At 71.5% G+C, this 24,705-nt stretch carries 22 protein-coding genes; 14 read left to right on the top strand and 8 right to left on the bottom strand.

Translation table 11 applies throughout. The features are described 5' to 3' along the window. Nucleotides 1-16 precede the first annotated feature (16 nt). Nucleotides 17-2,302 (bottom strand): protein kinase, encoded by a 2,286-nt coding sequence (locus tag AOM46_RS02195; RefSeq protein ID WP_158920202.1) that lies wholly within the window; start codon nucleotides 2,300-2,302, stop codon nucleotides 17-19. Between the two features lie 481 nt (nucleotides 2,303-2,783). On the opposite strand from AOM46_RS02195, the gene AOM46_RS02190 reads away from it, so the two are divergent. The 8 genes from AOM46_RS02190 (at nucleotide 2,784) to AOM46_RS02155 (ending at nucleotide 12,051) form a co-directional block, all read left to right on the top strand. Further along, the gene (locus tag AOM46_RS02190; protein WP_062204717.1) at nucleotides 2,784-4,766 is read left to right on the top strand and encodes a choice-of-anchor M domain-containing protein; all 1,983 of its coding nucleotides are present in this window, start codon (nucleotides 2,784-2,786) and stop codon (nucleotides 4,764-4,766) included. A 96-nt stretch (nucleotides 4,767-4,862) separates the two neighbouring features. Next, nucleotides 4,863-6,428, top strand: coding sequence for an anchored repeat ABC transporter, substrate-binding protein (locus tag AOM46_RS02185; RefSeq protein ID WP_078856391.1), 1,566 nt, complete (start codon nucleotides 4,863-4,865; stop codon nucleotides 6,426-6,428). A 102-nt stretch (nucleotides 6,429-6,530) separates the two neighbouring features. Then, nucleotides 6,531-7,538: a choice-of-anchor M domain-containing protein gene (locus AOM46_RS02180; RefSeq protein WP_062204714.1), complete on the top strand. Its 1,008-nt coding sequence runs from the start codon at nucleotides 6,531-6,533 to the stop codon at nucleotides 7,536-7,538. Further along, entirely contained in the window at nucleotides 7,535-8,281 is a 747-nt protein-coding gene (locus AOM46_RS02175) for an anchored repeat-type ABC transporter ATP-binding subunit (RefSeq protein ID WP_062204711.1), read from the top strand. Before AOM46_RS02180 ends, AOM46_RS02175 begins: the two co-directional genes overlap by 4 nt. Continuing rightward, nucleotides 8,281-9,174, top strand: coding sequence for an anchored repeat-type ABC transporter permease subunit (locus AOM46_RS02170; RefSeq protein ID WP_199823905.1), 894 nt, complete (start codon nucleotides 8,281-8,283; stop codon nucleotides 9,172-9,174). The genes AOM46_RS02175 and AOM46_RS02170 overlap by 1 nt, the downstream gene beginning before the upstream one ends. 88 nt (nucleotides 9,175-9,262) lie before the next feature. Continuing rightward, on the top strand, nucleotides 9,263-9,619 hold the full coding sequence (locus AOM46_RS02165) for a hypothetical protein (RefSeq protein ID WP_062204708.1): 357 nt from the start codon (nucleotides 9,263-9,265) through the stop codon (nucleotides 9,617-9,619). Further along, nucleotides 9,568-10,020: a hypothetical protein gene (locus AOM46_RS02160; protein ID WP_062204705.1), complete on the top strand. Its 453-nt coding sequence runs from the start codon at nucleotides 9,568-9,570 to the stop codon at nucleotides 10,018-10,020. The genes AOM46_RS02165 and AOM46_RS02160 overlap by 52 nt, the downstream gene beginning before the upstream one ends. A 78-nt stretch (nucleotides 10,021-10,098) precedes the next feature. Next, nucleotides 10,099-12,051: a TIR domain-containing protein gene (locus AOM46_RS02155; protein ID WP_062204703.1), complete on the top strand. Its 1,953-nt coding sequence runs from the start codon at nucleotides 10,099-10,101 to the stop codon at nucleotides 12,049-12,051. 173 nt (nucleotides 12,052-12,224) lie between these two features. Here the strand turns inward: AOM46_RS02155 and AOM46_RS02150 are convergent, their stop codons facing one another. Next, a complete protein-coding gene (locus tag AOM46_RS02150) occupies nucleotides 12,225-12,872 on the bottom strand; it encodes a dihydrofolate reductase family protein (RefSeq protein WP_062204700.1) in 648 nt (215 codons plus the stop codon). A 288-nt stretch (nucleotides 12,873-13,160) separates the two neighbouring features. On the opposite strand from AOM46_RS02150, the gene dxr reads away from it, so the two are divergent. Further along, nucleotides 13,161-14,372, top strand: coding sequence for a 1-deoxy-D-xylulose-5-phosphate reductoisomerase (gene dxr, locus AOM46_RS02145; RefSeq protein ID WP_062204697.1), 1,212 nt, complete (start codon nucleotides 13,161-13,163; stop codon nucleotides 14,370-14,372). Nucleotides 14,373-14,543: 171 nt separating this feature from the next. Further along, nucleotides 14,544-14,954, top strand: a complete 411-nt coding sequence (locus AOM46_RS02140) for a hypothetical protein (RefSeq protein ID WP_234313590.1) — start codon at nucleotides 14,544-14,546, stop codon at nucleotides 14,952-14,954. Between the two features lie 41 nt (nucleotides 14,955-14,995). Here AOM46_RS02140 and AOM46_RS02135 read toward each other — a convergent pair whose 3' ends face one another. Next, complete coding sequence (locus AOM46_RS02135) at nucleotides 14,996-15,460, bottom strand: MarR family winged helix-turn-helix transcriptional regulator (RefSeq protein ID WP_062204692.1); 465 nt, start codon at nucleotides 15,458-15,460, stop codon at nucleotides 14,996-14,998. A gap of 195 nt (nucleotides 15,461-15,655) precedes the next feature. Between AOM46_RS02135 and AOM46_RS02130 the strand changes: the two genes are divergently transcribed. The 4 genes from AOM46_RS02130 (at nucleotide 15,656) to AOM46_RS02115 (ending at nucleotide 18,331) form a co-directional block, all read left to right on the top strand. Continuing rightward, nucleotides 15,656-16,312 carry a hydrolase gene (locus AOM46_RS02130; RefSeq protein ID WP_062204689.1) on the top strand — a complete coding sequence of 219 codons (657 nt, stop codon included), beginning with the start codon at nucleotides 15,656-15,658 and terminating at the stop codon, nucleotides 16,310-16,312. 103 nt (nucleotides 16,313-16,415) lie between these two features. After that, nucleotides 16,416-16,802 carry a GNAT family N-acetyltransferase gene (locus AOM46_RS02125; protein ID WP_062204688.1) on the top strand — a complete coding sequence of 129 codons (387 nt, stop codon included), beginning with the start codon at nucleotides 16,416-16,418 and terminating at the stop codon, nucleotides 16,800-16,802. Nucleotides 16,803-16,865: 63 nt separating this feature from the next. Beyond that, on the top strand, nucleotides 16,866-17,339 hold the full coding sequence (locus AOM46_RS02120; protein WP_062204685.1) for a carboxymuconolactone decarboxylase family protein: 474 nt from the start codon (nucleotides 16,866-16,868) through the stop codon (nucleotides 17,337-17,339). Continuing rightward, nucleotides 17,336-18,331, top strand: coding sequence for a pirin family protein (locus tag AOM46_RS02115; RefSeq protein WP_062204682.1), 996 nt, complete (start codon nucleotides 17,336-17,338; stop codon nucleotides 18,329-18,331). The genes AOM46_RS02120 and AOM46_RS02115 overlap by 4 nt, the downstream gene beginning before the upstream one ends. A gap of 51 nt (nucleotides 18,332-18,382) precedes the next feature. On the opposite strand, the gene AOM46_RS02110 is transcribed toward AOM46_RS02115, so the two are convergent. From AOM46_RS02110 to AOM46_RS02090, 5 genes are all read right to left on the bottom strand, one after another. Continuing rightward, nucleotides 18,383-19,444, bottom strand: a complete 1,062-nt coding sequence (locus AOM46_RS02110; protein ID WP_062204679.1) for a LacI family DNA-binding transcriptional regulator — start codon at nucleotides 19,442-19,444, stop codon at nucleotides 18,383-18,385. 48 nt (nucleotides 19,445-19,492) lie between these two features. Further along, nucleotides 19,493-20,374, bottom strand: a complete 882-nt coding sequence (locus AOM46_RS02105) for a carbohydrate ABC transporter permease (RefSeq protein WP_062204676.1) — start codon at nucleotides 20,372-20,374, stop codon at nucleotides 19,493-19,495. Continuing rightward, nucleotides 20,371-21,246: a carbohydrate ABC transporter permease gene (locus tag AOM46_RS02100; protein ID WP_062204673.1), complete on the bottom strand. Its 876-nt coding sequence runs from the start codon at nucleotides 21,244-21,246 to the stop codon at nucleotides 20,371-20,373. Before AOM46_RS02100 ends, AOM46_RS02105 begins: the two co-directional genes overlap by 4 nt. Before the next feature lie 109 nt (nucleotides 21,247-21,355). Continuing rightward, nucleotides 21,356-22,663: an ABC transporter substrate-binding protein gene (locus AOM46_RS02095; protein ID WP_062204669.1), complete on the bottom strand. Its 1,308-nt coding sequence runs from the start codon at nucleotides 22,661-22,663 to the stop codon at nucleotides 21,356-21,358. 286 nt (nucleotides 22,664-22,949) lie between these two features. After that, nucleotides 22,950-24,644 (bottom strand): glycoside hydrolase family 43 protein, encoded by a 1,695-nt coding sequence (locus AOM46_RS02090; protein WP_067225938.1) that lies wholly within the window; start codon nucleotides 24,642-24,644, stop codon nucleotides 22,950-22,952. Between the last annotated feature and the right edge of the window lie 61 nt (nucleotides 24,645-24,705).

Here is a 24,705-nt window from a genome sequence, read left to right as displayed (position 1 = left end):
GGGGATTCGCCGCCCGTCACGGGATCTCGACCGAGACCGCCGTGCCGTCCGACCACACCAGATACGCCAACCCGCCGACCGCCAGCAGCTGGGGCGAATCGGCGCCGGCGCCGGTGGCGGGCAGCGGCACCTCCCACTCCTGGCCGTCGCCCGGCTCGTGGACATAGAGGGTGTCGCCGGCCACGAAGACCGCGCGGGTGCCCACATACACGGGCGAACCGACCCGCGCGTCGGCCTGCCCGCCAGGCCTCGGCCAGAGCGTCCGGGGCCGCTCGTCGTAGTAGCTGAGGTCGCGGATCAGCAACTCCTCGGCCCCGGGATCGCCGCGCAGGGTGAGCATGGTGCCACTGCTGAACGCCCGCACCGTCTCCCGTGACCCGTCCGTATCGCCGGGCGAGGGGATGGTGCCGGGCGTCAGCCAGGGGTCGGGACGCCCCTCGTCGTCATCGTCGATCTTCACCTCAAGGCCCTGGCTCGCCATCAACTGGTAGAAGCCGCCGGCCCGTTCGGAGTCCGCGAGGTAGGCGCAGGCCAGATAGCTGCCGGCCAGCCGGCCGTTCGCGCAGTAGGGGGCGCCCGATCCGTCCCGCGCCCGTTCCTCGCCGGTCGCGCCGTCCAACGCCACCAGGCCGTCGGCGTCGTTGGCGAAGAGCGCTCCCCCGCCATACGCCTGCACGGCGGGAACGGGCCGGTCCTCCTCGTCCCGGTGCGGTGCGCCGGCGGGGTGCCGCCACAGCTCGGCGCCGTCCGCCAGGGCGTGCGCGGCGATCGTCACCCCGTCGTCGCCGGCCGTGGCGAGGAAGACGGTGTCGTCGGCGGTCAGCGGCTGCCCGCCGGCCTCGGGGCGGTCGCCCGGCAGGTCGACGTCCCAGTACCGTTCGCCGGTCGCGGTGTTGCGGGCCACCAGCCGGCCGCCCTCGGCGGACAGCACCAGCGAGCCGCCGAGCGCGGGCGCGCCCAGCGAGTCGGGCGCGGCGGCGTCGTCGGGCGTGGCCTGCCACAACGGGCTGCCGTCGGCGACCGCCAGCGCCTGGAGGGTGCCGTCGGCGAGCCGGCAGACCAGCAGGGAACTGCCCAGCGCGCAGTGCTCGGGGGCGCCGGCGAAGGCGCCGGACCACTCGCGCCACTCCTCGGGGCGGTCCAGGGTGTGCGCGGAGAAGTTCCGGCCACGGTCGGGCCCGCCCATGGCGTCGACGGTGACCCGTTCGGCCGGGGGCAGTTCGGCGACCGTTCCCACGTCCGGCGGGGCTCCGCCGCCCGCTTCGGGCTCGTCGGTGCCGCGCGACCACCAGAGGGCGGTGAGGCCGACGGCCAGTCCGACGCCGGCCAGCAGCAGGCCGGCGCGCGGCCGGCGCCGGCGGGCGCCGACGGCGGTGCCGGGGCTGACCGTTACCAGCGGGCCGGGCCCGGGCGGGGGCCCCGGGGGCATCGGGGGGCGGGCGGTCAGCCGGCGGACCTCGGCCTCCTGACCTTCGATCAGCTCCCTCACCGGGGCCGGCCAGGCGCGCTCGCCCTCGCCCGCTTCGTCGAACCGCTCGATAACTTCGGCGAGTTGCGGGCGGCGCGCCGGCTCGGGGTGGATACAGGCGGTCAGCGTCTCGCGGAGTTCTTCGGGCACCGCCGAGAGGTCCGATTCGCCCTCGGCGATCCGGTAGAGCAGCACGGCGAGCGGCGCCTCGCCGAACGGTCCGCCGCCGGTCGCGGCGAAGCAGAGGACCGCGCCGAGGCAGAAGACATCCGAGGCCGCCGTGACATGCCGCCCGCCGGCGATATGTTCCGGGGACATGAAACCGGGCGAGCCGATCATCTTGCCGGTGGCGGTGAGCGTGCTGGCGTCCGTCGCCCTGGCGATGCCGAAGTCGATCAGCCGGGGTCCTTCGGCGCCCAACAGCACATTGCCCGGCTTGACGTCACGGTGCACAAGACCGGCGCCGTGCACGGCGGCCAACGCCCGCGCCAGATCGGCACCGAGCCGCCGCACCACCGGCACCGGCAGCGGGCCGCACCTGGCCACCGCCTCCTGGAGGCTGGGGCCCGGCACATACTCCGTCGCCAACCAGGGCCGCTCCGCCTCCGCGTCCCCGTCGAGGACCCGCGCCACCCGGGGGTGCCGCACCGCGCGGGCGGCGGCGACCTCCCGCCGGAACCGGACGCGGAACTCGCCGTCGACGGCGATCTCCCGCCGCACGGTCTTGACGGCGGCCAACTCCCCGTCCCGCGAGCCGAGACAGACCTCGCCCATGCCGCCGGCGCCGAGCAACGCCAGCAGCCGATAGGGGCCGACCTCCGCCGGCGTGCCCACCCTCAGTTCCCGAAGCACCCGCCGCCCCGTTCCCCTTCTCCCGCACGCCACAACGACCGGCCCGCACGCTTTCTTTGCGGTAGCCATCCTATGTGTTCGAACTTCGAACACCCCTATGGCGCCCGGCCGGGACCCGGCCCCCGGACGATATTCGCCCACCGAGCCACCTCGCACCCGACGGCGCGAGCGACCCCCGGGACCGAGGTCCCGAGGAGCGACCCCCCGCTATGTCGTGTGTCACATGCGGCGCGACGACGTTGAGCGGGCCGGGGGTCTTCAACTCCGCTGCCAGCTGGCCCTTTTGACGCGGCCGGCCGCCCCGGCGCCGAGCCGTGCCGGGCGTGGGATGTCGACAACCCACGGAGCGGGCGCCCCCGAACCCCTTGATGAAAACGATTATCGTTACGTACGCTCGCCTTCCGAGAGCCGCGGCCGGCTCGTTTCCGCGGTGCCGTGAAGAGCAGAAGGAGCAACCCACCACATGACCACCCGAATACGCCCCGGATGGCGACCCGCCGTCGCGGGTCTGATGGCCTCCGCCCTGGTGGTCGGAGCCATGGGCGCCGCCCAGGCGGCCGATCCGCTGGTGCTGGACCACGGGCATATCGACGCGTTCAACGTGTCCGTCGAGGGGGGCGAGGTCGTGCTCGACCTCGCCGAGGACGTCACCGGTTCGCATGTCCGACACGCCCCCGAGGACGTGCTGTTGCAGGTCAAGGAGAGCGCCTGGACCGAGGGCATCCCCGACGGGTACCCGGGCTCGCCGGCCGGCTATGTGCTGCCGCTGACCCAGGACCCGAACCTGATCTGGCCCGGCTGGAACACCAACGGCACCGCCAGCAGCGGCCTCACCGACGTGGAGATCGCCGTCAGCGAAGTGGAGGGCCCGGGCGAGGTCTTCCTCTACACGCTGACCGGATTCGGCACCGTCACCTCGCTGTTGGAGGACGGCGGCTACCAACTCCCGGGCACCATCCGGGAGGAGACCCCCGCACACACCCACGCGCAGTGGACGTTCTCCGACCCCGGCACCTACACCCTCACCGCCGAGGCCACCGCCACCGACCCGGCCACCGGCGAGAGCATCACCAGCGACGCCGCCACCTACACCTTCGCGGTCGGCGTGCCGGGGGACCCCGACCCGGACCCCGATCCGACCGACCCGGACCCGACCAGCCTGTCGATCGAGGGGCTGGCGCACCACTACCACACCGGTGACCCGGTCGAGTTGACGGCCGTCCCCGAGGTGGAGACCGAGCTGGACCACTACCACTGGTACACCAGGGACTCCGAGGCCGCCGAGTGGGAGGCCGCCGAGGGCGGCAACGGCGACCGGTACTCGGGCACCGCCGAGGTGGACGGCCAGCAGCTGCGGGCCGAACTGCTCGACGAGAACCACGAGGTGGCCGCCGCATCGGAGCCGGTGACCATCCACATCGACGACCACGAGGGCGGCCACGAGGGCGGCCACGACGGCGGTCACGACGGCGACGGCGACGACGGCGGTCAGGACAGCGGCTCGGGCGGCCACGACGGCGGCAACGGCGACGGCGACGGGCAGGACGGGGGCAGCGACAACGGCTCGTCCGGCAACGGCGGTTCGGACGGCGCGACCGCCGGCGGCAACGGTGGCGACGACGAGCCGCAGTGCTTCCCCGTCGACCGGGACGGCGACACGCGCGACGCGCTGGTGCTCGACCACGGCCATATCGACGCCTTCAACGTCCAGGCCGAGGGCGAGGAGCTGACCCTCGACCTCCAGGAGGATGTGACCGGCAGCCATGTGACGCACGCCCCCGAGGATGTGCTGCTGCACGTCAAGCAGGACGCCTGGACCGAGGAGATCCCCGACGGGTACCCGGGCTCGCCCAGCGGCTATCTGCTGCCGCTCACCCAGGACCCGAACCTGATCTGGCCCGGCTGGAACACCAACGGCACCGCCGGCAGCGGCTACACCGACGTGGAGATCGCCGTCAGCGCCGTCGAGGGCCCGGGCGAGGTCTTCCTCTACACCACCAACACCTTCGGCGGCGTCGTCCCGCTGCTGGAGGAGGGCGACTTCGACCTGCCCGGCACCATCCGGGAGGAGACCCCGGCGCACACCCACGCCCAGTGGACGTTCACCGACCCCGGCACCTACACCCTCACCGCCCGGGCCACCGCCACCGACCCGGCCACCGGCGAGGCCATCACCAGCGACGCCGCCACCTACACCTTCGCGGTCGGGGACGCCCCCGACGGCGCCGCCAGCGGGACGGCGACGGCCGGCCGGACGGCCGACGGCGAGGACTGCGTGCTCGCCGACAACGCCGACGACGACCTGACGGGCGGCGCGGTCGGCAACCTGGCCAGCACCGGCAGCGGCTTCCCGCCCCTGCTGGTGGCGGGGCTCAGCACCGCCCTGCTGGCCGCCGGCGCCGGCGCGTTCCTGCTCGCCCGACGGCAGCGGACGGCCATCGCCTGACGCGGGACCGGGCCGACGGCGCCCCTCCCCGGCAGGCGCCGTCGGCCCAACACCACGGGAGACACAGGGATGTTCACCAGGAGAGGCAGTCGGCCCATGGCCAGAAGAAGCGCCGCGCTGGCCATCGCCGCCGCGCTGACATGGACGGTCGTCGGCTGCGGCGGGTTGGCCACCCCGCCGGACGACGGCCGCGTCAGCGTCGTCACCACCACCGGGATCCTGGCCGATCTGGCCCGGCAGGTCGGCGGCGAACGGGTCGACGTCGAGTCGCTGGTGCCCGAGGGCGGCGATCCGCACTCGCACGAGCCGACGCTGCGCGATGTGCGGGACATCGTCTACGCCGACGCCGCGTTCAGCAACTACCTGATGCTGGAGGAGCAGAACCTGATCCGCGCGCTGGACGCCAACCTGCCGGACGACGTGCCCAATATCTCGCTCGCCGAGCGCGCGGTGCGCTATGCCGCCGAGATCATCCCGCTGGTGGAGAACGTCAACCTCGACACCATCTGGCTGGGTCTGCGCGTCCGGGGCACGGGCGAGGAGTCGGGGGCCAACCGCACGTCGGAGGTGCGGCTCAAGGCCACCGCTCTCGACGGACCGGGCGAGCTGGTCGGCTATCTGACGGAGACCTTCGGCGAGCCGGCCGTCTTCTTCGACTCCTCCGACGGCTTCGACGCCGGCGACGGCTACCGACACGACACCGCGCTGCTCCCGCCGGACGCCCACACCCATATGAGCTGGGCGTTCACCGAACCAGGCGTCTACCGCCTTGAGTTGGCGGCCGAGCTGGTGCCCGAGGAGACCAGCCGGCCGCTGCCCGTGGGCGGGACCACGATCACCTTCGCCGTCGGCGTCGACCCGCACTCCGTTCCCGGCATGGCCGGGGCGACCGTCCTCGGCGGGGGGCACGCCGATATCACCGTCGACCTGGACGGGCCGCAGGGGGTGACGATCCTCGCCGACGGGGAGGGCCACGGCGGCCATGCCCACCGGGAGTCGCACGCCCCGGCCGAAACGGTGATCGAGGTGCCCAACAAGGCGCTCACCGAGGTGCCGGGCGACCTCAGGTTCCGGATGCTGGGCCGCGCCGGCGACGAGATCCACCAGCTGCCCCAGGCGGTTCTCGGCCGCCATGTGCACGGCGAGATCGATCCGCATCTCTGGCAGAACGTCCGCAACGCGATGGCCTATGTGCAGATCATCCGCGACACCCTGATCGAGATCGACCCGGACCACGCCGCCGAGTACCGCGCCAACGCCAGCGACTACCTGGGTGAGTTGGAGGAACTCGACGAGCATCTGACGGAGACCATCGCGGAGATACCCGCCTCCCGCCGTCAACTGGTCACCACCCACGACGCGTTCGGCTATCTGGGCGCGGCCTACGGACTGGACATCGCCGGGTTTGTGACGCCCAACCCGGCCACCGAGCCCAGCCTGGCCGAGCGGCGCCGGCTGGGCGAGACCATCGACAACCTCGCTGTGCCCGCCGTCTTCCTGGAGCCCAACCTCCGCAGCCGCTCCAGCACCCTCGTCCAGATCGCCGAGGAGCGCGGCGTGGAGGTGTGTGTGATCTATGGCGACGCCTTCGACGAGAACGTCACCAGCTATGTCGCGATGATGCGCGCCAACGCCGACTCACTGCGCGACTGCCTCGGCTGACCCCCGAGCCCCCCGAGCCCCGCCAAGTCCCAAGCCCTCAAGCCCCCAAGCTCTCAAGCCCCCAAGAAGCCCTTCCCAGACCGAGAGAACCCAGGACTCCCGATGCCTCAACTCCGCAAGCCGCCCGGCCCGTCGCGCCGGCGGGCCGTTCCGGTGACGGCCCTGCTCGCCGTCGGCCTCCTCGCCCTGGCCGCGCCGGCCGTCCATGCCGACGAGAACGCCGACGAGGGCGACGATCTGGAGCAGACCGTGGCCCCCGAGGAGGAGAACGCCACCGGCCGGGCGGTGCTCGACATCGGCCATGTGGACATCGGCCCCCGTTTTGTCGACGGCGCATGGCGCATCCAGGGCCGGGACGACTCCCAGTCGCCGCCGGTATGGCGGTCGTTGACCGATGTGGTGACCAGAGTCGTCGACGACGCCGTGCAACAGGCCCCGGACAACCCGCGGTTCGCGTTTCTGGACGCCGAGCCCGGCAGCGACCTCCATGTCATCCCCCAGACCCAGGCGCCCGAGGTGGTCTGGCTGGGCTGGAACACCCAGGACCCGGAGGTCATGGCGCGGGTCAACCGGGGGGTGACGCTGACGATGCACGGCGTCGACGGCCCCGGCCATCTCGCGGTCTTCCTCCAGAACGGCGACCTCGGCGCGCCCCAGGTGCTGTGGGACGGTGACGAGCCCGGCCCGCAGGAGCTGTGGGTGGACGTCAACACCCACACCCACGCCAACTGGGTGTTCACCGAACCCGGCGTCTACGTCGTGGACTTCGAGGTCTCGGCCGAGCTGATCACCGGGGAGACCGTCGCCGACCGCGCACCGCTGCGCTTCGCCGTCGGGGAGGCGACGGATGTGGACGAGGCTTTCGCCACGACCGCCGACGAGCCCACGCCCGTCCCGGCGACACCGGAACCGGACGGGGCCCAGGAGGAGGAGCCGGCGGCCGGGGACGAGAGCGCGACATCGTCCCTGCCGGCGGTGCTGCTCGCGGTGGGCGCGGTGGCCGTGGCTCTGCTGGCCGCCGTGGTGACCGTCACCGCACGGGGCCGACGGGCCCGGCGCCTCGCGGCCGCCCCGGAAGCCCCGGCAGGGCCCGAGGGGGACGCGTCATGACGGCGGCCGTCTCGGTGCGCGGCCTGAACGTCGCCCTCGGCGGGCGGCTGGTGCTGCGCGATGTCGAACTCACCGTGGAGAGCGGCGACTTCATGGGGCTGATCGGCCCCAACGGGGCCGGCAAGACGACCCTGCTCCGCTCGGTGCTCGGCCTGGTCCGGCCCGCCTCGGGCACCGTCGAGGTGGAGGGCGCGCCGATCGCCCGGGTCAGGCAACGGGTCGGCTATGTGCCGCAACGCCACGAGTTCGCCTGGGACTTCCCCATCGATGTCGCCGACGCGGTGCTCTCCGGTCGGGTGCGCCGCGTCGGCTGGCTGCGCCGCGCGGGGGTGGACGACTACCGCGCGGCGGGCGCGGCGCTGGCCCGGGTCGGGATGACGGAGCTGGCCGACCGCCCGGTGGGGCAGCTCTCCGGCGGCCAGCGCCAACGGGTCCTGGTGGCCAGGGCGTTGGCGCTGCGGCCGAGCGTGCTGCTGCTGGACGAGCCGTTCACCGGCCTCGACATGCCGACGCAGGAGCTGTTGACCGATCTCTTCGCCGAACTGAGCCGGGAGGGCAGGGCGGTGCTGATGACCACCCACGATCTGGCCGCCGCGCTGCACACCTGCGGCCGGCTCTGTCTGGTCAACCGGACGGTGGTGGCCACCGGCACACCCGCTGAGCTGCGTGACGCCGAGCTGTGGCGGACGGCGTTCGGCATCCGGGCCGGTAGTCCGCTGCTGGCCGCGCTTGGGGTCAACTGATGCTGACCCCACAGGAGTTCTTCGCCGATCTGGTCAACCCCGCGCTCTCGTTCCTGCCGAAGGCGCTCTTTGTGGCGCTGCTGTCCTCGGCGGTCTGCGGCGTCATCGGCTGCTATGTGGTGCTGCGCGGGATGGCGTTCATCGGCGACGCCGTCGCGCACGCCGTCTTCCCCGGGCTCGCCGTGGCGTTCGTGGTGCAGGGCAACCTGGTGCTGGGCGGCGCGGTGGCCGGGGTGCTCACCGCCGTCGCCGTCGCCGTCTTCGCGCAGAACCGGCGGCTGCGCGAGGACAGCGTGATCGGTGTCTTCTTTGTCGCGGCGTTCGCGCTCGGCATTGTGATCATCAGCCGCTCCCCCGGCTATTCGGGCTCGCTCCAGCAGTTCCTCTTCGGCTCGATCACCGGCATCCCGGACGAGGACCTGGTGGTGGTCGCCGTCTCCTCGACCGTGCTGCTGGTCCTGACCTTCCTGTTCCACAAGGAGTTCGTCGCCGTCACCCTCGACCGGGAGTCGGCCCGGGCGCTGGGCCTGCCGGTCTTCGCGCTGGATCTGGCGCTCTATGTGATGGTCTCGATCGCGGTGGTCATCTCGGTGCAGACCATCGGCAACATCCTGGTGCTGGCCCTGCTGGTCACCCCCGCCGCCACCGCGCGGCTGCTGACCGACCGGCTCGGCGTGATGATGCTGCTGTCCCCGCTGATCGGCGGCGCCTCGGCGCTGGTCGGCCTCTATCTCTCCTGGAGCATCGACCTCCCGACCGGCGGCACCATCGTCCTGGTGGCCACCGGCTTCTTCCTCCTGGCCTGGACCCTGGCCCCACGCCACGGCATGCTGGCCCGGCTGACCCGACGCCTGCGCCGCCGGGTGGCGGGCGCGGCGGCAACGGGGGCGTGAGCACGCCCGGTTGAGTCCGGGACCCGCGATCCGGAAAGATGCGGGTCCCAGGCACGTCGGTCCGCGACGTGGGAGCGAGGGGTGGGGAATGGCGAAACGGGGACGGGTCTCCGCGCGGGGCGTGCAGACGGCGTTACGCACCGTGCTGGCCGGGATCGTGGGTGGGGTCGTGGGGATCGCGGCCTACTCGATCAGCCAGACCGGTGGCCAACGACTGTCCGTCGTGGTGGGCTGCCTCATCGGGGTGGCGCTGGTGCTCGGCGCCGAGCTGTACCGCAGATCCGCCCAACTGACCGATGTGCGCCTCACGGTGCTGGGCAGCGAGATGTCGTTCCGCACCAGGACCGATATGCGGCAGGCCGCCCAGCGGATGTTCTTCCAGGCCGCGACCGGGTGGCCACCAGGCCGTTGGGCGACGGGGAGGGAAACCTCCGCGAGGCGCTGACCTCGCTCAAGACCCTGTTCGACCTCTACCGGGAGCCGTTGGAGTCCGACACGGCACCGTTACCCCCGGCCAAGGGGAACTCCGTCTACGAGCTGGCGCTCGACATGCTCAACGTCGAACTCGCCCCGTTCCTCGCCACCTGGCACCCCCGCCTCAGGCGGTTCGAGGAGGAGCATCCCGGCCGGGACGAGTCCGAATGGCCGCGGAACGCGGAGTTCCGGCGGGAGTTGCGCGCCCTCCAGGGACGGCTCCGCCCCTATGTCATCGGCCTCGGCGATATCGCCGGGATCCCCGACCCGGAGGGCCATCTGCACCGCTCCGCCCACTCCGCCCCGGACCCGACCCCGGCCCCACCGCCCCAACGCCCGCCCTCGGGCACGCGGGAGGAGGACACGGCCTAGCATCGGGTGATGCTCAACGATCGGCTCCGAGTCAGCGGGCAGTCCTTCCCGTGTCGGCCAGAAGAAAGGTCGCGGACCGTGGCGACAGCCGGCTTGTCCCAGGCCGAGTGGGATGTGTTCCTCAGCTACAGCCGGTCCGACGAGCACCGCATCATCGGCGTGGTGGCCGCGCTGCGCGCCGCCGGCCTCCGGGTCTTCGTCGACGACACCGCCGTCGACGACTTCGCCTCGATCACGGCCACCATCACCGACGCCCTGGCCCGCTGCAAGGTGCTGCTCGCCCTCTACTCCGCCGACTACCCCCGCCGGCGCGCCTGTCAGTGGGAGCTGACCTACGCCTATCTCACCGGTCAGCACGAGGGCGATCCGCTCCGCCGCACCCTGTTGATCAACCCGGAGCGTTCCGTCGAGCATGTCCACCCCATGGAGCTGCGCGACGCCAGGCACTGGCGGTGGCCGGCCGACCAGGAGGCCGCCGGCCCGCTGGCGAAGCGGGTCGCGGAGTATGTCGACCGGATCGACACCCCCATGGGGGACATCGCCAGAACGCCCGTCGTGCCCTGGCTGCCGGCGCCGGCCCGCACCGGATCGACGCGGTTCACCGGCCGGCTCGCCGAACAGTGGCATGTCCACACCGCGCTGCACCGCCACCGCGCGCCCCTGCTGTCGGGGACGGCGGCCGGCCGGATCGCCCAACTCCGCGGCATGCCGGGCATCGGCAAGAGCCTGCTGGCGCAGGAGTACGCCCTGCACTTCAGCTCGTCCTTCCCCGGCGGGATCTTCTGGTTCGATCTGCATCCGCTGGCCGCCGCGAGCCCACGGGAGGTCGTCACCGGATACGCGGACCAGCTCGCCACCGCGCTCTCGGCTCTCGGCGTGGATCCCCCCGACCGCTCGCCCACCGGGCTGCTGAGCCATTTCGCCGTGGCCCTGGCCGAGCGGAACGCGCCCTGTCTCTGGGTGGTCGACGGGGTGCCCGACGGGCTGCCGCCCGACCAGCTCCATCTGCTGCGCGGCCCGCATCTGCTCTGCTCGACCCTGGTCACCACCCGCTCGCTCCACTACGGCTCGTTCGGCGAACCGATCGACGTCACCCCCGTCAACGAGCATGACGGCTACCGCCTGTTGACGTCCCGCCGCCCGCCACGGGACGAGCCGGACCGGGCGGCGGCGCTGGCCCTGGTGCGCGATGTGGACGGGCATCCGCAGGCCCTGGAACTCCTCGCCGACCTGGCCGAACGCGGCGACTTCGGGCGGCTCCGCAAGACGTTCCACGGCGCGGGCGGCGATGTGCTGACGCCCCGGCGGACGGCCGGCGCGTGGGAGACGTTTCTGGCCGAGCCGCTGTCCGGGGACGCCCTGACGGACGATGTGCTGCGGCTGCTGGCCCTGGCCAGTCCCGCGCCGCTGTGCCAGTCGGCGCTTGAGGACGCCCTCGCCGCCTCCGGCCCCTACGATCCGTGGGATCTCGGCTCCCTGGTCGGCGGCGCCATAGAGACGCTGCGGGGCACCGGCGCGCTCTGCCCGGCCGCCGCCGAGGAGTGGTCCTGGAGCGTGCATCCGGTGCTGGCCCGCGCGGTGCGCCGCCATGACGAGGACACCGCCAGGCTGGAGGATCTGCGCCGGGTGCTGCTGCGCAACCTGACGCCGGCGCTCACCCCGGCGCGCGGGGCCAGGGCCGGCGACGCGCCCCCCCGTGCCGGCGGCGGCGCCCCGCCCCGCCGCCGGCACGGTCGAACGGGCCGCCGCCTTCGATCTGCAGATCGAGCTGGTGACCCGCGTCGGCGTCCAGCAACTCGACCCGGAACAGGGCTCGTTGCGGGAGGCCCTGGCCTCGCTGCACTCGCTCTTCGGGACGACCCGCGAGGTGCTGCACCGGATGTCGGCCGAGGCCACCGGGCCCCGGGTGCTGCCCGGCATCGCGCTGCGCGTCGCCAACCAGCATCTGCGCCCGTTCCTGTCGACCTGGCATCCGGCGCTCCGCTCCTGGGAGGCCGCCTGCCCACCGGGCGCCGGCGGCGTCGCCCATGAGCGGCGCTGGGACCGCTCACCCCAGATGCGCGCCGAACTCGCCGCCCTGCGCGACCCGTTGACGGCGGCGGCCAGGGAACTGGCCGCGCTCTGCGGCATCGATCTGGTCAGCGCCCAGCACGCCCGGTGAACGCTCGCGCCCCATCAAGGCTCGCGCCCCGTGAAGGCTTCGGTCACTTCCGCCAGAACAGGTGGTGCGTCACCCCGCTCGGGCTGGGCACGACCTCCAGATGGAACCGGTCGAGCAGTTCGTCCGGGGACTCCCACAGGCGCAGCCCGGAGCCGAGTTCCATCGGGGCGACCGCCACATGCAGGGTGTCCACCAGATCGGCGGCCAGGAACTCCCGGACGGTGGTGACCCCGCCGCCGAGCCGCACGTCCCTGCCGTCCGCGGCCTCCCGCGCCTGTTCAAGGACGGTGGCCGGCTCGCCGTCGACAAAGTGGAACGTCGTGTCGGAGAGCGTGAACGAGGGACGCTTGTGGTGGGTCATGACGAACACCGGGGTGTGGAAAGGCGGTTCGTCACCCCACCAGCCCTGCCATTCGTGGTCGGTCCAGGGCCCGCGCTGCGGCCCGAACTTGTTGCGGCCCATGATCTCGGCCCCGATGTTGTGCGTGAAGTCCCGGGTGAAGTAGTCGTCCAGGCCGCGGCTCCCGCCGGGCTCCGTCCGGTTGGTCCAGCTCGCCGTGGCGCCGGCCCAGGCGAACAACCGCCCCGGGTCGATGCCGGGGCCGAACGGGTTCTCCAGGCTCTGGTCCTCGCCGGCGGCGATCCCGTCCCGGGAAACACCGAAGTTCTGGACTCTCAGCAGCTGAGCCATGCGCTCCTCCTTGGTGGTCGACGAACGAAGGTGTGACTCGTCGGACCACCGGAACTCATCGCTCCGTCGCCTGTCCCCGCCGAAGCGAACACCTCGCCCGGCGCACTCGCGCAGGTGCGCAAATCTGTCCGGACTTTCTCCGACCCGCACCAACTCGGCCACCATTTCACCTTTCGGCGGGTAATTCGGGGGTCGAGAGAACGCCATGGAACGGGCTGTTTTCGGGCGCGCCAACCCTGTTGGCGAGTGCTTTCGAAGGGGGGTCCGCCCATAGCGGAACGCCCTATCATGACCGCCGTGAACACCAACAACACTGAGCCCAGCAGCGTCGTCATCCTCGGCTCGACCGGGTCCATCGGAACGCAGGCCATCGATGTGATCCGGCGCAATCCGGAACGATTCCGCGTCAAGGCGCTCTCCGCGGGTGGGAGGAACGTCCGCCTTCTCGCCCGGCAGGCGTTGGACCTGGAGGTGGAGACGGTCGCCGTCGCGACCGACACGGCGGTGTCCGATCTGCGGGAGGCGTTCAGGGACGAGCTAGCCGACCGGGGCACCGACCGGGCGCTGCCCGAGATCGTCTCCGGCCCCGACGGCTCGACCCAACTCGCGGCCCTGCCCTGCGACTCGGTGTTGAACGGGATCACCGGCTCCGTCGGTCTGGCCCCGACGCTCGCCGCGCTCGACGCGGGCAGCCGGCTGATCCTCGCGAACAAGGAGTCCCTGATCGTGGGCGGCCCGCTGGTCAAGAGGCGGGCCAAGCCGGGCCAGATCATCCCCGTCGACTCGGAGCACTCGGCGCTCTTCCAGTGCCTCCAGGGCGACCGGAGGGAGGCGGTGAAACGGCTCGTCCTCACCGCGAGCGGCGGCCCCTTCCGTGGCCGCACCCGTGCGCAGATGGCCGATGTCACCCCCGAGGAGGCCCTCGCGCACCCGGTGTGGGACATGGGCCCGGTGGTGACGATCAACTGCGCCAACCTTGTCAACAAGGGACTTGAGGTGATCGAGGCGCATCTGCTCTTCGACATCCCCTTCGACCGGATCGACGTGGTGGTGCACCCCCAGGCGATGGTCCATTCGATGGTCGAGTTCACGGACGGCTCGACACTCGCCCAGGTCAGCCCGCCCGATATGCGGCTGCCGCTGTCCCTCGGGCTCGGCTGGCCCGACCGGGTCGCCGACGCCACCCCGCCGTGCGACTGGACCAAGGCGTCCACCTGGGAGTTCTTCCCGGTGGACGACGAGGCGTTCCCCGCCCTCGGCCTGGCCAACGAGGTGGGCGAGGCGGGCGGCACGATGCCGGCCGTCTTCAACGCCGCCAACGAGGAGTGCGTCGCAGGCTTTGTCGCCGGGAAGCTGAAGTTCAACGCGATCGTCGACACCCTGCGGCAGATCGTCGAGGAACACGACCATGTCCCCGGCGAGTCCATGACCCTTGAGGCCGTCGCCGACGCCGAGGACTGGGCGCGCCGCCGCGCCCTCGAAGTGACCGGCGCCCGCTGACAGGCGCGACCGTCCGGTGGCCCGTCACACCGGGCTCCCCTGCCGGTCCGCGTTCACGCCGTGGACTCGCTCGGCGCGGTGTAGGCCGCCTCGGCGCGACGGCCGAGGCGGCCCAGGCGACGCCCCGCCGGTAGGCGCGAGCGGGAGCCCCGCGACTGCTTGAATACGTCCGTGATCGGACTCGTGGTTGTCGCCTGCCTGGCCGCCGGACTGACAACGTGGTTGTTCCGCCGCAGGGCGCAGCGGCGTGCGGACAAAGCCGATCAGGGGGGTGCGATCACCTTCACCTGTCTGCTCAGGCATCCGTCCCGGGGTGATCGCTGGCTGCGCGGGCGCGTTCTGCTCGGTCCTTCCACGCTGGCCTGGGAGCCGCGCACCAGGTCCGGAGCCGGGATCTCGCTTCCGGCCGATCTGCGCCGCGTCGGCGTCCGCTCCCCCACCGCCCGCGAGGCCATCAGGATCAACGGCAGATCCCGCATCGTCGAATGCGTCTCCCCCCAGGGCAAGGTGCTTCTCGCCGTGATGCCACACGACGCGGACCACCTGCTCGGAGCCCTGCCCCCGGGACGCGTCGGCGAGTAGGACCCCGGTGACTCCGCTCCGCGCGTCGATCCGCCGCGCGGTCAGTCGGGCTGCTTCTCCATGTGCGCGAGGACGCGGTTCGAGATCCGGGCGAGGGTGTCGAGTTCTTCGGCGGTGAGGGCGTCGACAAACAGTCGGCGGACGTGTTCGACGTGCAGCGGCGCGGCGTCGCCGATCGCCTGGTAGCCGGCCGGGGTGGCGACCACAAACGCCCCGCGTCCGTCGTCGGGACAGTCCTCCTTGGCCACCAGTCCGCGTTTCGTCATCCGCCCGACCTGGTGGGACATGCGGCTCTTCTCCCACTCCACCAGCCGCACCAGGTCCATGAAGCGCATCCGCCCGCCGGCTTCGGTGAGTTTGGCCAACACGATGTAGTCGGCTGGTGACATCCCGGAGTCGGCCTGGACCCGGCGGGAGAGCCGTCCGATCAGCTTCTCCTGCATGTTGATGAAGCTGTCCCAGGCGGCCTTCTGCTCCGCCGTCAGCCAGTGAGGCGTTGCGTTCATGGAGGAAGCGTAACGGCGCAGCTCGGACCGGGTGCCCGTCCCGTCGACAGCTGCCCGAAAGTCGCCTCCCCGGGGGTTGGTTGACGATTCAAGGACTGACGCCTAACGTAGGTGATGCATCAACTACATGATGCGGGGCCCGCCGGGCGGCCACCAGCCCGCCCAAGGGAAACGAAGCTCCAGAAGGGGAATCCCATGAGCACCGAGAACAAGGCCGGACTCGACGCGCTGCTGACGCCCGAGGAAAGCGTTCTCGTACTGATCGATCACCAGCCGTTCCAGTTCGCCAACCTGAACAGTCACGAACCGACGATGGTTGTCAACAACGTCACCGGACTCGCCAAGGCGGCCAAGGTGTTCGACGTTCCGACGATTCTCACGACCGTGTTGGAGGAGCGCGGCGGCCTTCTGATCCAGGCCGTGCAGGACGTGTTCCCGGAGCAGAAGCCCATCAACAGGACCCTTATCAACACCTGGCAGGACGAGCGCGTGGTGGACGCCGTCAAGGCGACCGGACGCAAGAAGCTGATCATCGCCGGCCTCTGGACGGAGATCTGCGTGGCGATGCCGGCCATCCAGGCGGCGGGCGAGGGCTTCGACGTCTTCGCCGTCACCGACGCCTCGGGCGGCGTCTCCAAGGAGGCCCATGACATGGCGGTGCAGCGCCTGATCCAGGCGGGGGTCGTTCCGATCACCTGGCTCGCCGTGCTGGGCGAATGGCAGCGCGACTGGGCCCGCGAGAAGACCGTGCCGGGCGCCGCCGAGGTCCAGGCGCAGCACGGCGGCGCCAGCGGCGTGGCCTTCGCCTGGGAGCTGCAGCTCCTCGCCGAGCGCGCCGGAAGCTCCGTCTGACCCGACCGTCATCCCGGCCCCGGGGCGGCGGTGCCGGAACGCGCCGCCGCACCGGGGCCGGTTCCGGCCAGCCGGCCGCGAACCCCTACGAAAGGAGAGCCCGATGGCTCAGGAACTGGCCGACAACACCGGAGCGCCCGTGACGGTCGAGCTGGATCCCGGCGGACCGATCAGCTCCTACACCGTGCGTATCGGCGACGGATCCCCGGTCGGCAGGGCCGAGTTCGTCGATTCTCCCGGCGAGGACGGGGAGCGGATATTCTTCCACACCGAGGTGGACGGGGAGTTCGGTGGACGCGGTCTGGCCGGACTGCTGGTGCGTGCGGCGCTCAGGGACAGCAGGAGGAGAAACATTACCGTCATTCCCGTGTGCCCGCTGTTCGCTCGCCATCTGGAAAGGCACGGCGCGGAATTCGTCGCCGAAGGTGGCGCGTTCCGCCGGCCGAAGGCGTCCGATATCGCGCTGGTCAGGCGCACCACCCGGAGCTGAGATCAGCATCCGGCGGCGTCCCGGCACCACGACGCCGCCCCCGAGAGCGGAATAGGAAACACCATGCGTCCCTTTCTGGACAAGGTCATGCCCGAGGCCTGGCGGGCGGCCGGAGCGTTCTCGACGGCGATCCGCGAGGCGGCGTTGCAGCGCGGACTCTCCGCGCAGGAGGTCGAGTTCATCAAGCTGCGCGCTTCGCAGATCAACGCGTGCGCCTACTGCATCGATCTGCACGCGCGCGAGGCCAGAAAGGTCGGGATAGCGCAGCAGAAGCTGGACCTGCTGCCGGCCTGGCGGGAGACCGGGTTGTTCGACGACCGGCAGCGGGCGGTGCTCGCGGTGGCCGAAGCGGTCACCTCGCTCCCCACCACCGAGGAGTCGAACGCCGATCTCTTCGGCGCACGGTCGGTGCTCGGCGAGGAGGCGTTTGTCGCGGCCGAGTGGGTGGCGGTCACCATCAACGCGTTCAACCGCATATCGATACTGAGCGAACATCCGGTGCGTCCCCGCGACGCCGACGGGAAGATTGTGCGATGACCAACCTGGAGCCCCACCCGCGACCGGAAGTCCTGGAGCAGGGGCAGCCGTGCACGGCGGTGGAAATCCTCACGCCGCGCCAGGTGCCGCTCGGCGGCGTGCGGGCGACGACGGTGTACCGGACCCTCCCGCAGCGGCGGAGATCGCTGGTGGGCTCCTGGTGCTTTCTGGACCATTTCGGCCCCGACGACGTCTCGGAGACCGGCGGGATGCTGGTGCCGCGCCATCCCCACACCGGGCTTGCCACGGTGTCCTGGCTGTTCGCCGGAAGCGTCGACCATCTCGACTCCGGCGGCAACGCGGCCTCGGTGGTGCCGGGAGAGCTCAACCTGATGATCGCGGGCCGTGGCATCACCCATCAGGAGATCAGCGCCCCGGGGTCGAACGCCCTGCACGGCGTGCAGCTCTGGTACGCGCTGCCGGACGAGACACGTTTCAGCGAGAACGCGTTCGTCCGTCATGTCCCGGAGCCGGTCGCGCTGCCCGGCGTCACGGCGCGCGTGTTCATCGGCGAGCTGCTTGGCTCGGTCTCACCGGTCGACACCCGCACGCCCGACCTGCTCGGCGCCGAACTGATCCTGGAGCCCGGCGCCTCGGCCCGGCTCACGGTGCGCTCCGACTTCGAGCACGCCGTCCTCGCCGAGCGGGGCGAGGTCACCGTCAACTCGACGGACGTCGACCACCGTTCGCTCGCCTATGTCCCGCCCGGATCCGACACCCTGGTGATCACCGCGCGGGACGGCGGGGCCCGCGTCATCCTGCTGGGCGGCGTCCCGCTGCGGGAGCGGATCGTGATGTGGTGGAACTTCATCGGACGCGGCCACGACGAGATCGTCGAGTTCCGGCGCCGCTACCAGGCCGAGTTGGGCTTCGAACCCGCCGACCCGACCGACGCCGACAAGCCGGCTCTGTTCGGCGCGTTCCCTCCTGGCCAACCAGCACCCCTGCCGGCACCGCCGCTGCCCAACTCCCGCATGCGCCCCCGGGCATAGGGCACCGGCCGGCCGGGAACCACGGCACCTCCGCCTCCGCCCGCGACCGTGTCAGGCCCGGTCGGCGGGGGCGGCGACCGAATCGCGGATGACGACGTGGGTGCCGAGGAGGACATGCTGCTCGGCCTGCCGGTCCAGGGCGAGGCGGACGGCGGTGCGGCCCAGCTCCTCGTAGGGGACGTGCACGGTGGTGAGTTGGGGGCGCAGATCGGTGGCCGGGGGCACGTCGTCGTAGCCGACCAGGGAGATGTCACCCGGCACCGACAGACCCGCCTCCGTGACGGCCCGCAGCGCGCCGGCGGCGATCTGGTCGGTGACCGCGAAGACGGCCGTGAAGTCCCGCCGCCTGGCGAGCCGTTCGCGCAGCGCCAGATAGGCGACATCCCGGACGAAGTCCACCGGCTCGACCAGCGAGGCGTCGAACTCCACCCCGTAGTCGGCCAGGGCACGGCGGTAGCCCGCCAACCGCTGGGCGGAGGTGGTCTGTTCGTCCTCGCCGCCGAAGAACAGCACCCGCCGGTGGCCGGCGGCCAGCAGCCGGCCGGTCACCGCGTAGGCGCCGGCCTCGTTCTCGTACTCCACGACGGTGGCCGGCACCTCGGGGCCGAGCGACGGCCGGCCGCAGAGCACCAGCCGGGAGCCGGCCTGGTCCAGCGAGGTGGCCAGCGAACGCATCTGCCGCCGGTATGCCTCGTCGTCCCGGACGCTGCCGATGAGGATCACCGCCTCGGCACCCTGCTCCCGCATCAGCCGGACCGCGTCCAGCTCCCGCTCCGGATCGCCGCTGGTGGTGCAGATCAGACAGAGCCGGCCGCGCCTGGCCGCCTCCTCCTCGATGCCGTGCGCGACCTGCGCGAACGACGGGCCGCGCACGTCGTTGAGGATGAAGGCGACCGCCTTGATGGCCTGGCCGCGCAGCGCGCGGGCATGGGTGTTGGCGACATAGTCCAGCTCGCGGAGGGCCTTCTCCACCCTGCGCCGGGTGCTGACCGCGACCGGGTAGTTCCCCGCGATCACCCGGGAGACGGTCGGCACCGAGACGCCCGCGCGGAACGCGACGTCCTTGAGCGTGGCGCGCCCCGGGCGCGGCGTCTGGTCAGCCTTGGTCGTCACCCGGCCCAGTCTAGTTTTCCCCGGCGACACCGGCGGTGGTGCCGGACGTCATTTGAGGCTGCCCAGGGTGACCCCGGTGCGCCAGTAGCGCTGCATCGCCACCATGAAGACGGCCAGCGGCACGATCGACAGCAGCGAGCCGGTGAGCACCAGGGCCGACAGGTCGATCTCGGCCTCGTCCCGTTTGGCGTTCCAGGCGAACAGGCCCAGGCTCAGCGTCCACTGCTCCTCGCCGCGCAGCATGGTCAGCGGCAGGAAGAACTGGTTCCAGTTCTGCACGAAGGCCAGCAGGAAGACGGTCGCGCCGCCCGTCGTCATCATCCGCAGCACGATCTGGAGGAAGATCCGCACCTCCCCCGCGCCGTCGATGCGGGCGGCCTCGATCAGCTCCACCGGGATCGCGCCGTCCACATAAACCTTCGCCAGATAGACGGAGAACGGGCTGACGAACGACGGGATCAGCACCGCCCACACGGAGTTGACCAGGCCGATGCGGGAGAACAGCAGATACAGCGGCAGGGTCAGCATCGCGTAGGGGATGAGGAAGGAGCCGATCACCGCGCCCAGTGCGACGCCCCGCCCGAAGAACTGGAAACGGGAGAGGGCATAGCCGGCGCTGATCGCGATCACCGTGCACACCAGGGCGCCGACCCCGGCGTAGAGCAGCGAGTTCAGCATCCACCGGAAGAAGATGCCGTCGTTGTAGCGGAAGACCTGGCGGAGGTTGTCGACGAGGTGGAAGCCGTCGCCGAACCACAGCCCGTTGGAGTGCAGCAGATCGCGCTGGTTCTTGGTGACGGAGACCAGCAGCCACCAGACGGGGGCCACGGAGTAGACGGTGAAGAGCGCGAGTCCACACAGGACCAGGGCGTTGGTGCGGCGTGACCGCCCCGCACCGGGCTTCGTCGCGCGCTGCGCTGGCTTCTTCATGCCTGGGGCCTGTTCGTGAGCTTGTAGAAGACGAAGGAGACGGCGCCCACGATGAGCGCGAGGATGATCGACAGCGCGGCGGCGTAGTGGTAGTCGTTGGCGTCGAACGCCTGGTTGTAGATCATCAGGATCGGGGTGTAGTTCTTGGTGACGGTCTCGGGGGCGACCTGCCGGAACAGCAGCGGCTCGTTGAAGATCTGGAGCATCCCGATGATGGAGAGCATCCCCGTCAGCACCAGCGCGCCCCGGACGAACGGCACCTTGATCTGCAGCGCGATCCGCAGCTCGGAGGCGCCGTCCACCCGGGCCGCGTCGAACAGCTCCCTGGGCACGGCCAGCAGCGCGCCGTAGATGATCAGCATGTTGTAGCCGACGCCGTTCCAGGTCAGCAGATTGCCCAGGGAGAGCCAGAGCATCTCCGAGGCGTAGAAGTCCGCGCCGATGCCGATCGTGTCCAGCAGATCGGTCAGCGGCCCGAGTCGGGGGCTGTAGAGGTACATCCACATCAGCGCGGCCACGATGCCCGGGATCATGTACGGGATCAGGAACGCCAGCCGGAAGCGGTGCGCCGTCCTGGTGGCCAGGGTGTCGAGCAGCAGCGCCATCAGCAGGGCCAGCCCGAGCATCACCGGGATCTGCACACAGGCGAAGACGAGCACCCGCAGCATGGACGCCCAGAACGCGCCGTCGCCCAGGCCCCTGGTGAAGTTGTCGAGGCCGACGAAGACCCGCTCCTGACCGCCGATGCCGAGGCCCGAGCTGCGCTCGGTGAAGAGGCTCTCGTAGACGGCGTAGCCGACGGGCAGGGCGAAGACGAAGAGGAAGCCGACGAAGAACGGCGCGGCGAAGGCGGCGCCCTTGAGGGCGCGCACCGTCTGCCAGCGCGGGGACCTCCAGGAGGGCCCGCGCCCCCGGCGGGGCGCCCCCGCCGGGCCGGGCTCCGGCGCGGCGGGGGCCGTGGACGGTGCGGTGGTCACCCGGTCACTCGACAACGTTCACGCCCTGACGTGCGAGGTCGTCCACCGTCCAGCGCTGCATATGGGACAGCGCGTCGGCGACCGTGATCTCCCCGTTCATCGCCTTGCCCCACTGGTCGGCCAACTCCTCATACATGGCCGTGGAGTTGGGGCCGTAGGTCCAGCCCTCGGCGAACTGGGAGGCGCCCTCGATCACGGGGACGGTCCGGTCCGCATGGTCGCCGAAGAGCTGCTCGGGCACCAGCTCGTCGAGGAAGGGCTCGGGGTCGCTGACCGCCGGGTACCAGCCGGAGCCGTCGACCGGATCGGCCATGGCGGCGACCGGCTCCGCCTCGGTGGCCAGCCAGACGGCCGCCTCGACGGCCTCCTCCGGGTGCTCGCAGAGCGCGGGCACCGCGTAGCCGCTGGTGTCGGCGGCGGAGAGGGCGACGTCCTGCCCGGGTGCCGCCAGGTTGGGCGCCGGCTCCCAGTCGCCGAGCGAGGCGTCCATGTTCCGCTGGTGGCCGGCGAGTTGCCAGGTGGAGAGCTGCCGCATGGCGATGCCGCCCTGGTCGTAGCGCTGCATCATCGCCGCGTACTCGGCATAGGAGATGCGCTCCACCAGATCCTCGTCCAGCAGGGTCTGCATGATCTCCGCGGCCCAGAGCGAGCCCTCGTCGAGCAGGTCGACCCGCCAGGCGTCGCCCTCGACCTGGAACCAGCGGGCCCCGGCCTGCCAGGCCAGGTTCATGAAGGTGGACGGGTCCTCGCCGGCGAGGTTGAAAATGTGGATGCCCTCGCCGCGCAGCTGTCGGCCGACCTCGATGGCCTCCTCCCAGGTGGTGGGGTAGTCGAGACCGCGCTCCTCGAAAGTCGGGCGGTGGAACATGGTGAAGATCGGCTGCCGCTGGTTGGGCACCCCGTAGACCGTCTCGGCGATCGACAGGGACTGGAGGGAGCCGTCGGCGAAGCTGTCCCGGTGGGGCTCAAGCGGCTCGCCCAGGTCGGCGATCACGCCCTGGGCCACCAGCATGGCGCCGTTGCGGTTGTCGGTCTGCGCCAGACAGGCCGTCTCGGCGGGGTCCCCCGCCAGATGCGCGTTGTTGAGGTTGCCCGGGATCTCCACGGAAGGGACCTCGACATAGCGGAGTCGGATGTCCTCGTGGGCGGCGTTGAACGCCTCCACGCCGGCCGGGGTGCCGGCCTTGTCGCTCCACAGCTCGATGACGACCGGCCCGTCCGCGCCGTTGTCGTCGCCACCACAGGCGACGGTCGTGGCCATCAGGGCACAGGCGACACCCCCGACCAGCCAGCGCCTCTTCGCGTTGCCCATGTTGGGTTCCTGCCTTCTTCTCGTGGGTCTGGTTCTTACCGGCCGAACGGATGGCATTACAGCAATCGTTTTCTATTCTGACGTCCGCCCCCGCCCGCCGCCGGCTCGCCGGCACGGGGGAAAGAGCGCGACAAATGAGGGCGCTTCCCGGTGGCTTCGCATCGGGGAGCACGGCCCGCCCTGATGAACAGCCCGCTTCGTAGATAACCTTTTCTACGATGGGCGGAGTGCTCACCGGTCGTGATGACGATATGCCCCCGCACGCTAGACGCCACCGCGACGGACGTCAATGGTTCGGGGCCACCCGGTCCCGGCCCCCGGGCGCGATCTCGACCTCGGGCGCGCGGAAGTCGGCGGGGGTGCGGGTTCCGCCCAGATCCTGGGCGCAGACGCCGAGGAAGGCCCCGGTGAAGCGGAGCCGGCTGCCGTAGTCGTCCGACAGCCGGGTGGCGTCCAGTTCGGGGCCGATCGTCCGCCAACGCCCCTCGGCGGGCGCGGCCTCCAGCCACAGCGAGGCGCCGTCGAGCCGCGCCCGCAGCAGGATCTCGTCCGGCCAGTCCGCCAGCTCCACGACCGTCTCCGGCGGCTCGGCGTAGGCGCCGTCGTCGCGGACCACCAGACCGAGCACCCGTCCGCGCCGCTCGTCGTGGGTGACCCGCAGACAGTAGTAGGTGGAGGTGTCGTACCAGGCGATCACGCCGGCGGCCTGCGAGAACCGGGTGGGACGGAACTCCATCCGGACGGTGAGGGACTGACGGGTGGCGGTGACCCGCCGCGCCAACAGGCTCTGGTCGAAGAGGGAATGCGGGCTCTGCCCGCCGAACAGCCGCAGCCAGCCCGGGCGTTCGGTCAACGAGGCCCAGGAGGCGTCGATCGGGCGGCGCAGCGCGCTCCACTCGGGGGAACGCCAGGGGTCCCCGTCCGGGGTTTCGTCCGCGGCCCGGTCCGGTGCCTGAGCGGCCGGCGCCTGGCCGGCCGGCGCGGACGGGGCCGGGGCGGCCGGGATGGCGGGGAGCTGAACGTCCGGGGTGGCGGGGGCCGGGACCGTCAGCGCGGCCTCGGTGGAGCCGTCGGCGAGCCGCAGCCAGCCGTCGCGCCAGACCACCCGCTGCAGACAGGTCTCCCGCCCCAGCACACAGCGGGGTTCGCCCTCGGGCGAGGCCACCGGGCGGCTGGCGAGATGGGCGAGATACCACTCGCCCTCGGGCGTGGCCACCAGCTCACCGTGGCCCGCCTTCTGCAGCGGGAGGTCGGGCCGGCCGCGCGAGGTGAGCACGTCGGGCACCGGGTCGAACGCGTAGGGCCCGGTGATCTCGCGCGAGCGGGCCATGCTGATGCCGTGCTCCCAGCCGGTGCCGCCCTCGGCGAGCATCAGGTAGTACCAGCCGTCGCGACGGTAGAGGTTGGGGCCCTCGATCAGTCGGTCCTTGCGGGCGATGGTGGTGATCGGGCCGGTCATCCGCCGCCGCTCGGCGTCGTACTCCTGGAGCACGATGCCGCCGAAGGACGGGTGGTCCGGCCGGTGGTCCCATTCGACGTTGACCAGCCAGTGCCGGCCGTCCTCGTCGTGGAAGAGCGAGGCGTCGAACCCGGAGGAGTTGAGATGGACGGGATCCGACCAGGGGCCGGTCGGCGAGGAGGCGGTGACCAGGTAGTTGTCCACGTCCTTGTAGGGCGAGCCGACATGGCGCACCACGCTGTGGACAAGCCAGTACAGACCGCCGTGGTGGCTGAGGGAGGGCGCCCAGACGCCGCCCGAGTCCGGCACCCCGCGCAGCTCGGGCAGATCGGCACCGTCGAGTGCGCCGCCCAACGAGCGCCAACGCACCAGATCCGTTGAGTGGTGCAGACGCACGGCCGGCGTCCACTCGAAGGTGCTGGTGGCCAGGTAGTAGTCGCCCCCGACCCGGACGATCGAGGGGTCGGGATGGAAGCCGGGCAGCACGGGGTTGACGATCGTGCGCGGCGCGGGATCGGGCACCTGTTCCTCCGGTGACACACGGGCGAGCGCGGGCCACCGGGGCCACACCCGCCAACCTTTA

Source organism: Streptomyces sp. NBRC 109706 (assembly GCF_000974485.1).
In the GTDB taxonomy this organism is placed as follows: domain Bacteria; phylum Actinomycetota; class Actinomycetes; order Streptomycetales; family Streptomycetaceae; genus Streptomyces.
Note: the sequence above shows the minus strand (reverse complement) of the source record. Positions and strands in the feature narration are given on the sequence as shown.

What these genes read in the sequence shown, in the direction of transcription:
- AOM46_RS02130 (WP_062204689.1), top strand. Translation starts at nt 15,656, where the DNA reads ATGAGCACCGAGAACAAGGCCGGACTCGACGCGCTGCTGACGCCCGAG.
- AOM46_RS02135 (WP_062204692.1), bottom strand. Translation starts at nt 15,460, where the DNA reads ATGAACGCAACGCCTCACTGGCTGACGGCGGAGCAGAAGGCCGCCTGG.
- AOM46_RS02105 (WP_062204676.1), bottom strand. Translation starts at nt 20,374, where the DNA reads ATGAAGAAGCCAGCGCAGCGCGCGACGAAGCCCGGTGCGGGGCGGTCA.
- AOM46_RS02165 (WP_062204708.1), top strand. Translation starts at nt 9,263, where the DNA reads ATGGCGAAACGGGGACGGGTCTCCGCGCGGGGCGTGCAGACGGCGTTA.
- AOM46_RS02115 (WP_062204682.1), top strand. Translation starts at nt 17,336, where the DNA reads ATGACCAACCTGGAGCCCCACCCGCGACCGGAAGTCCTGGAGCAGGGG.
- AOM46_RS02185 (WP_078856391.1), top strand. Translation starts at nt 4,863, where the DNA reads ATGGCCAGAAGAAGCGCCGCGCTGGCCATCGCCGCCGCGCTGACATGG.
- AOM46_RS02095 (WP_062204669.1), bottom strand. Translation starts at nt 22,663, where the DNA reads ATGGGCAACGCGAAGAGGCGCTGGCTGGTCGGGGGTGTCGCCTGTGCC.
- AOM46_RS02170 (WP_199823905.1), top strand. Translation starts at nt 8,281, where the DNA reads ATGCTGACCCCACAGGAGTTCTTCGCCGATCTGGTCAACCCCGCGCTC.
- AOM46_RS02125 (WP_062204688.1), top strand. Translation starts at nt 16,416, where the DNA reads ATGGCTCAGGAACTGGCCGACAACACCGGAGCGCCCGTGACGGTCGAG.
- AOM46_RS02180 (WP_062204714.1), top strand. Translation starts at nt 6,531, where the DNA reads ATGCCTCAACTCCGCAAGCCGCCCGGCCCGTCGCGCCGGCGGGCCGTT.
- AOM46_RS02190 (WP_062204717.1), top strand. Translation starts at nt 2,784, where the DNA reads ATGACCACCCGAATACGCCCCGGATGGCGACCCGCCGTCGCGGGTCTG.
- AOM46_RS02150 (WP_062204700.1), bottom strand. Translation starts at nt 12,872, where the DNA reads ATGGCTCAGCTGCTGAGAGTCCAGAACTTCGGTGTTTCCCGGGACGGG.
- AOM46_RS02175 (WP_062204711.1), top strand. Translation starts at nt 7,535, where the DNA reads ATGACGGCGGCCGTCTCGGTGCGCGGCCTGAACGTCGCCCTCGGCGGG.
- AOM46_RS02120 (WP_062204685.1), top strand. Translation starts at nt 16,866, where the DNA reads ATGCGTCCCTTTCTGGACAAGGTCATGCCCGAGGCCTGGCGGGCGGCC.
- dxr (WP_062204697.1), top strand. Translation starts at nt 13,161, where the DNA reads ATGACCGCCGTGAACACCAACAACACTGAGCCCAGCAGCGTCGTCATC.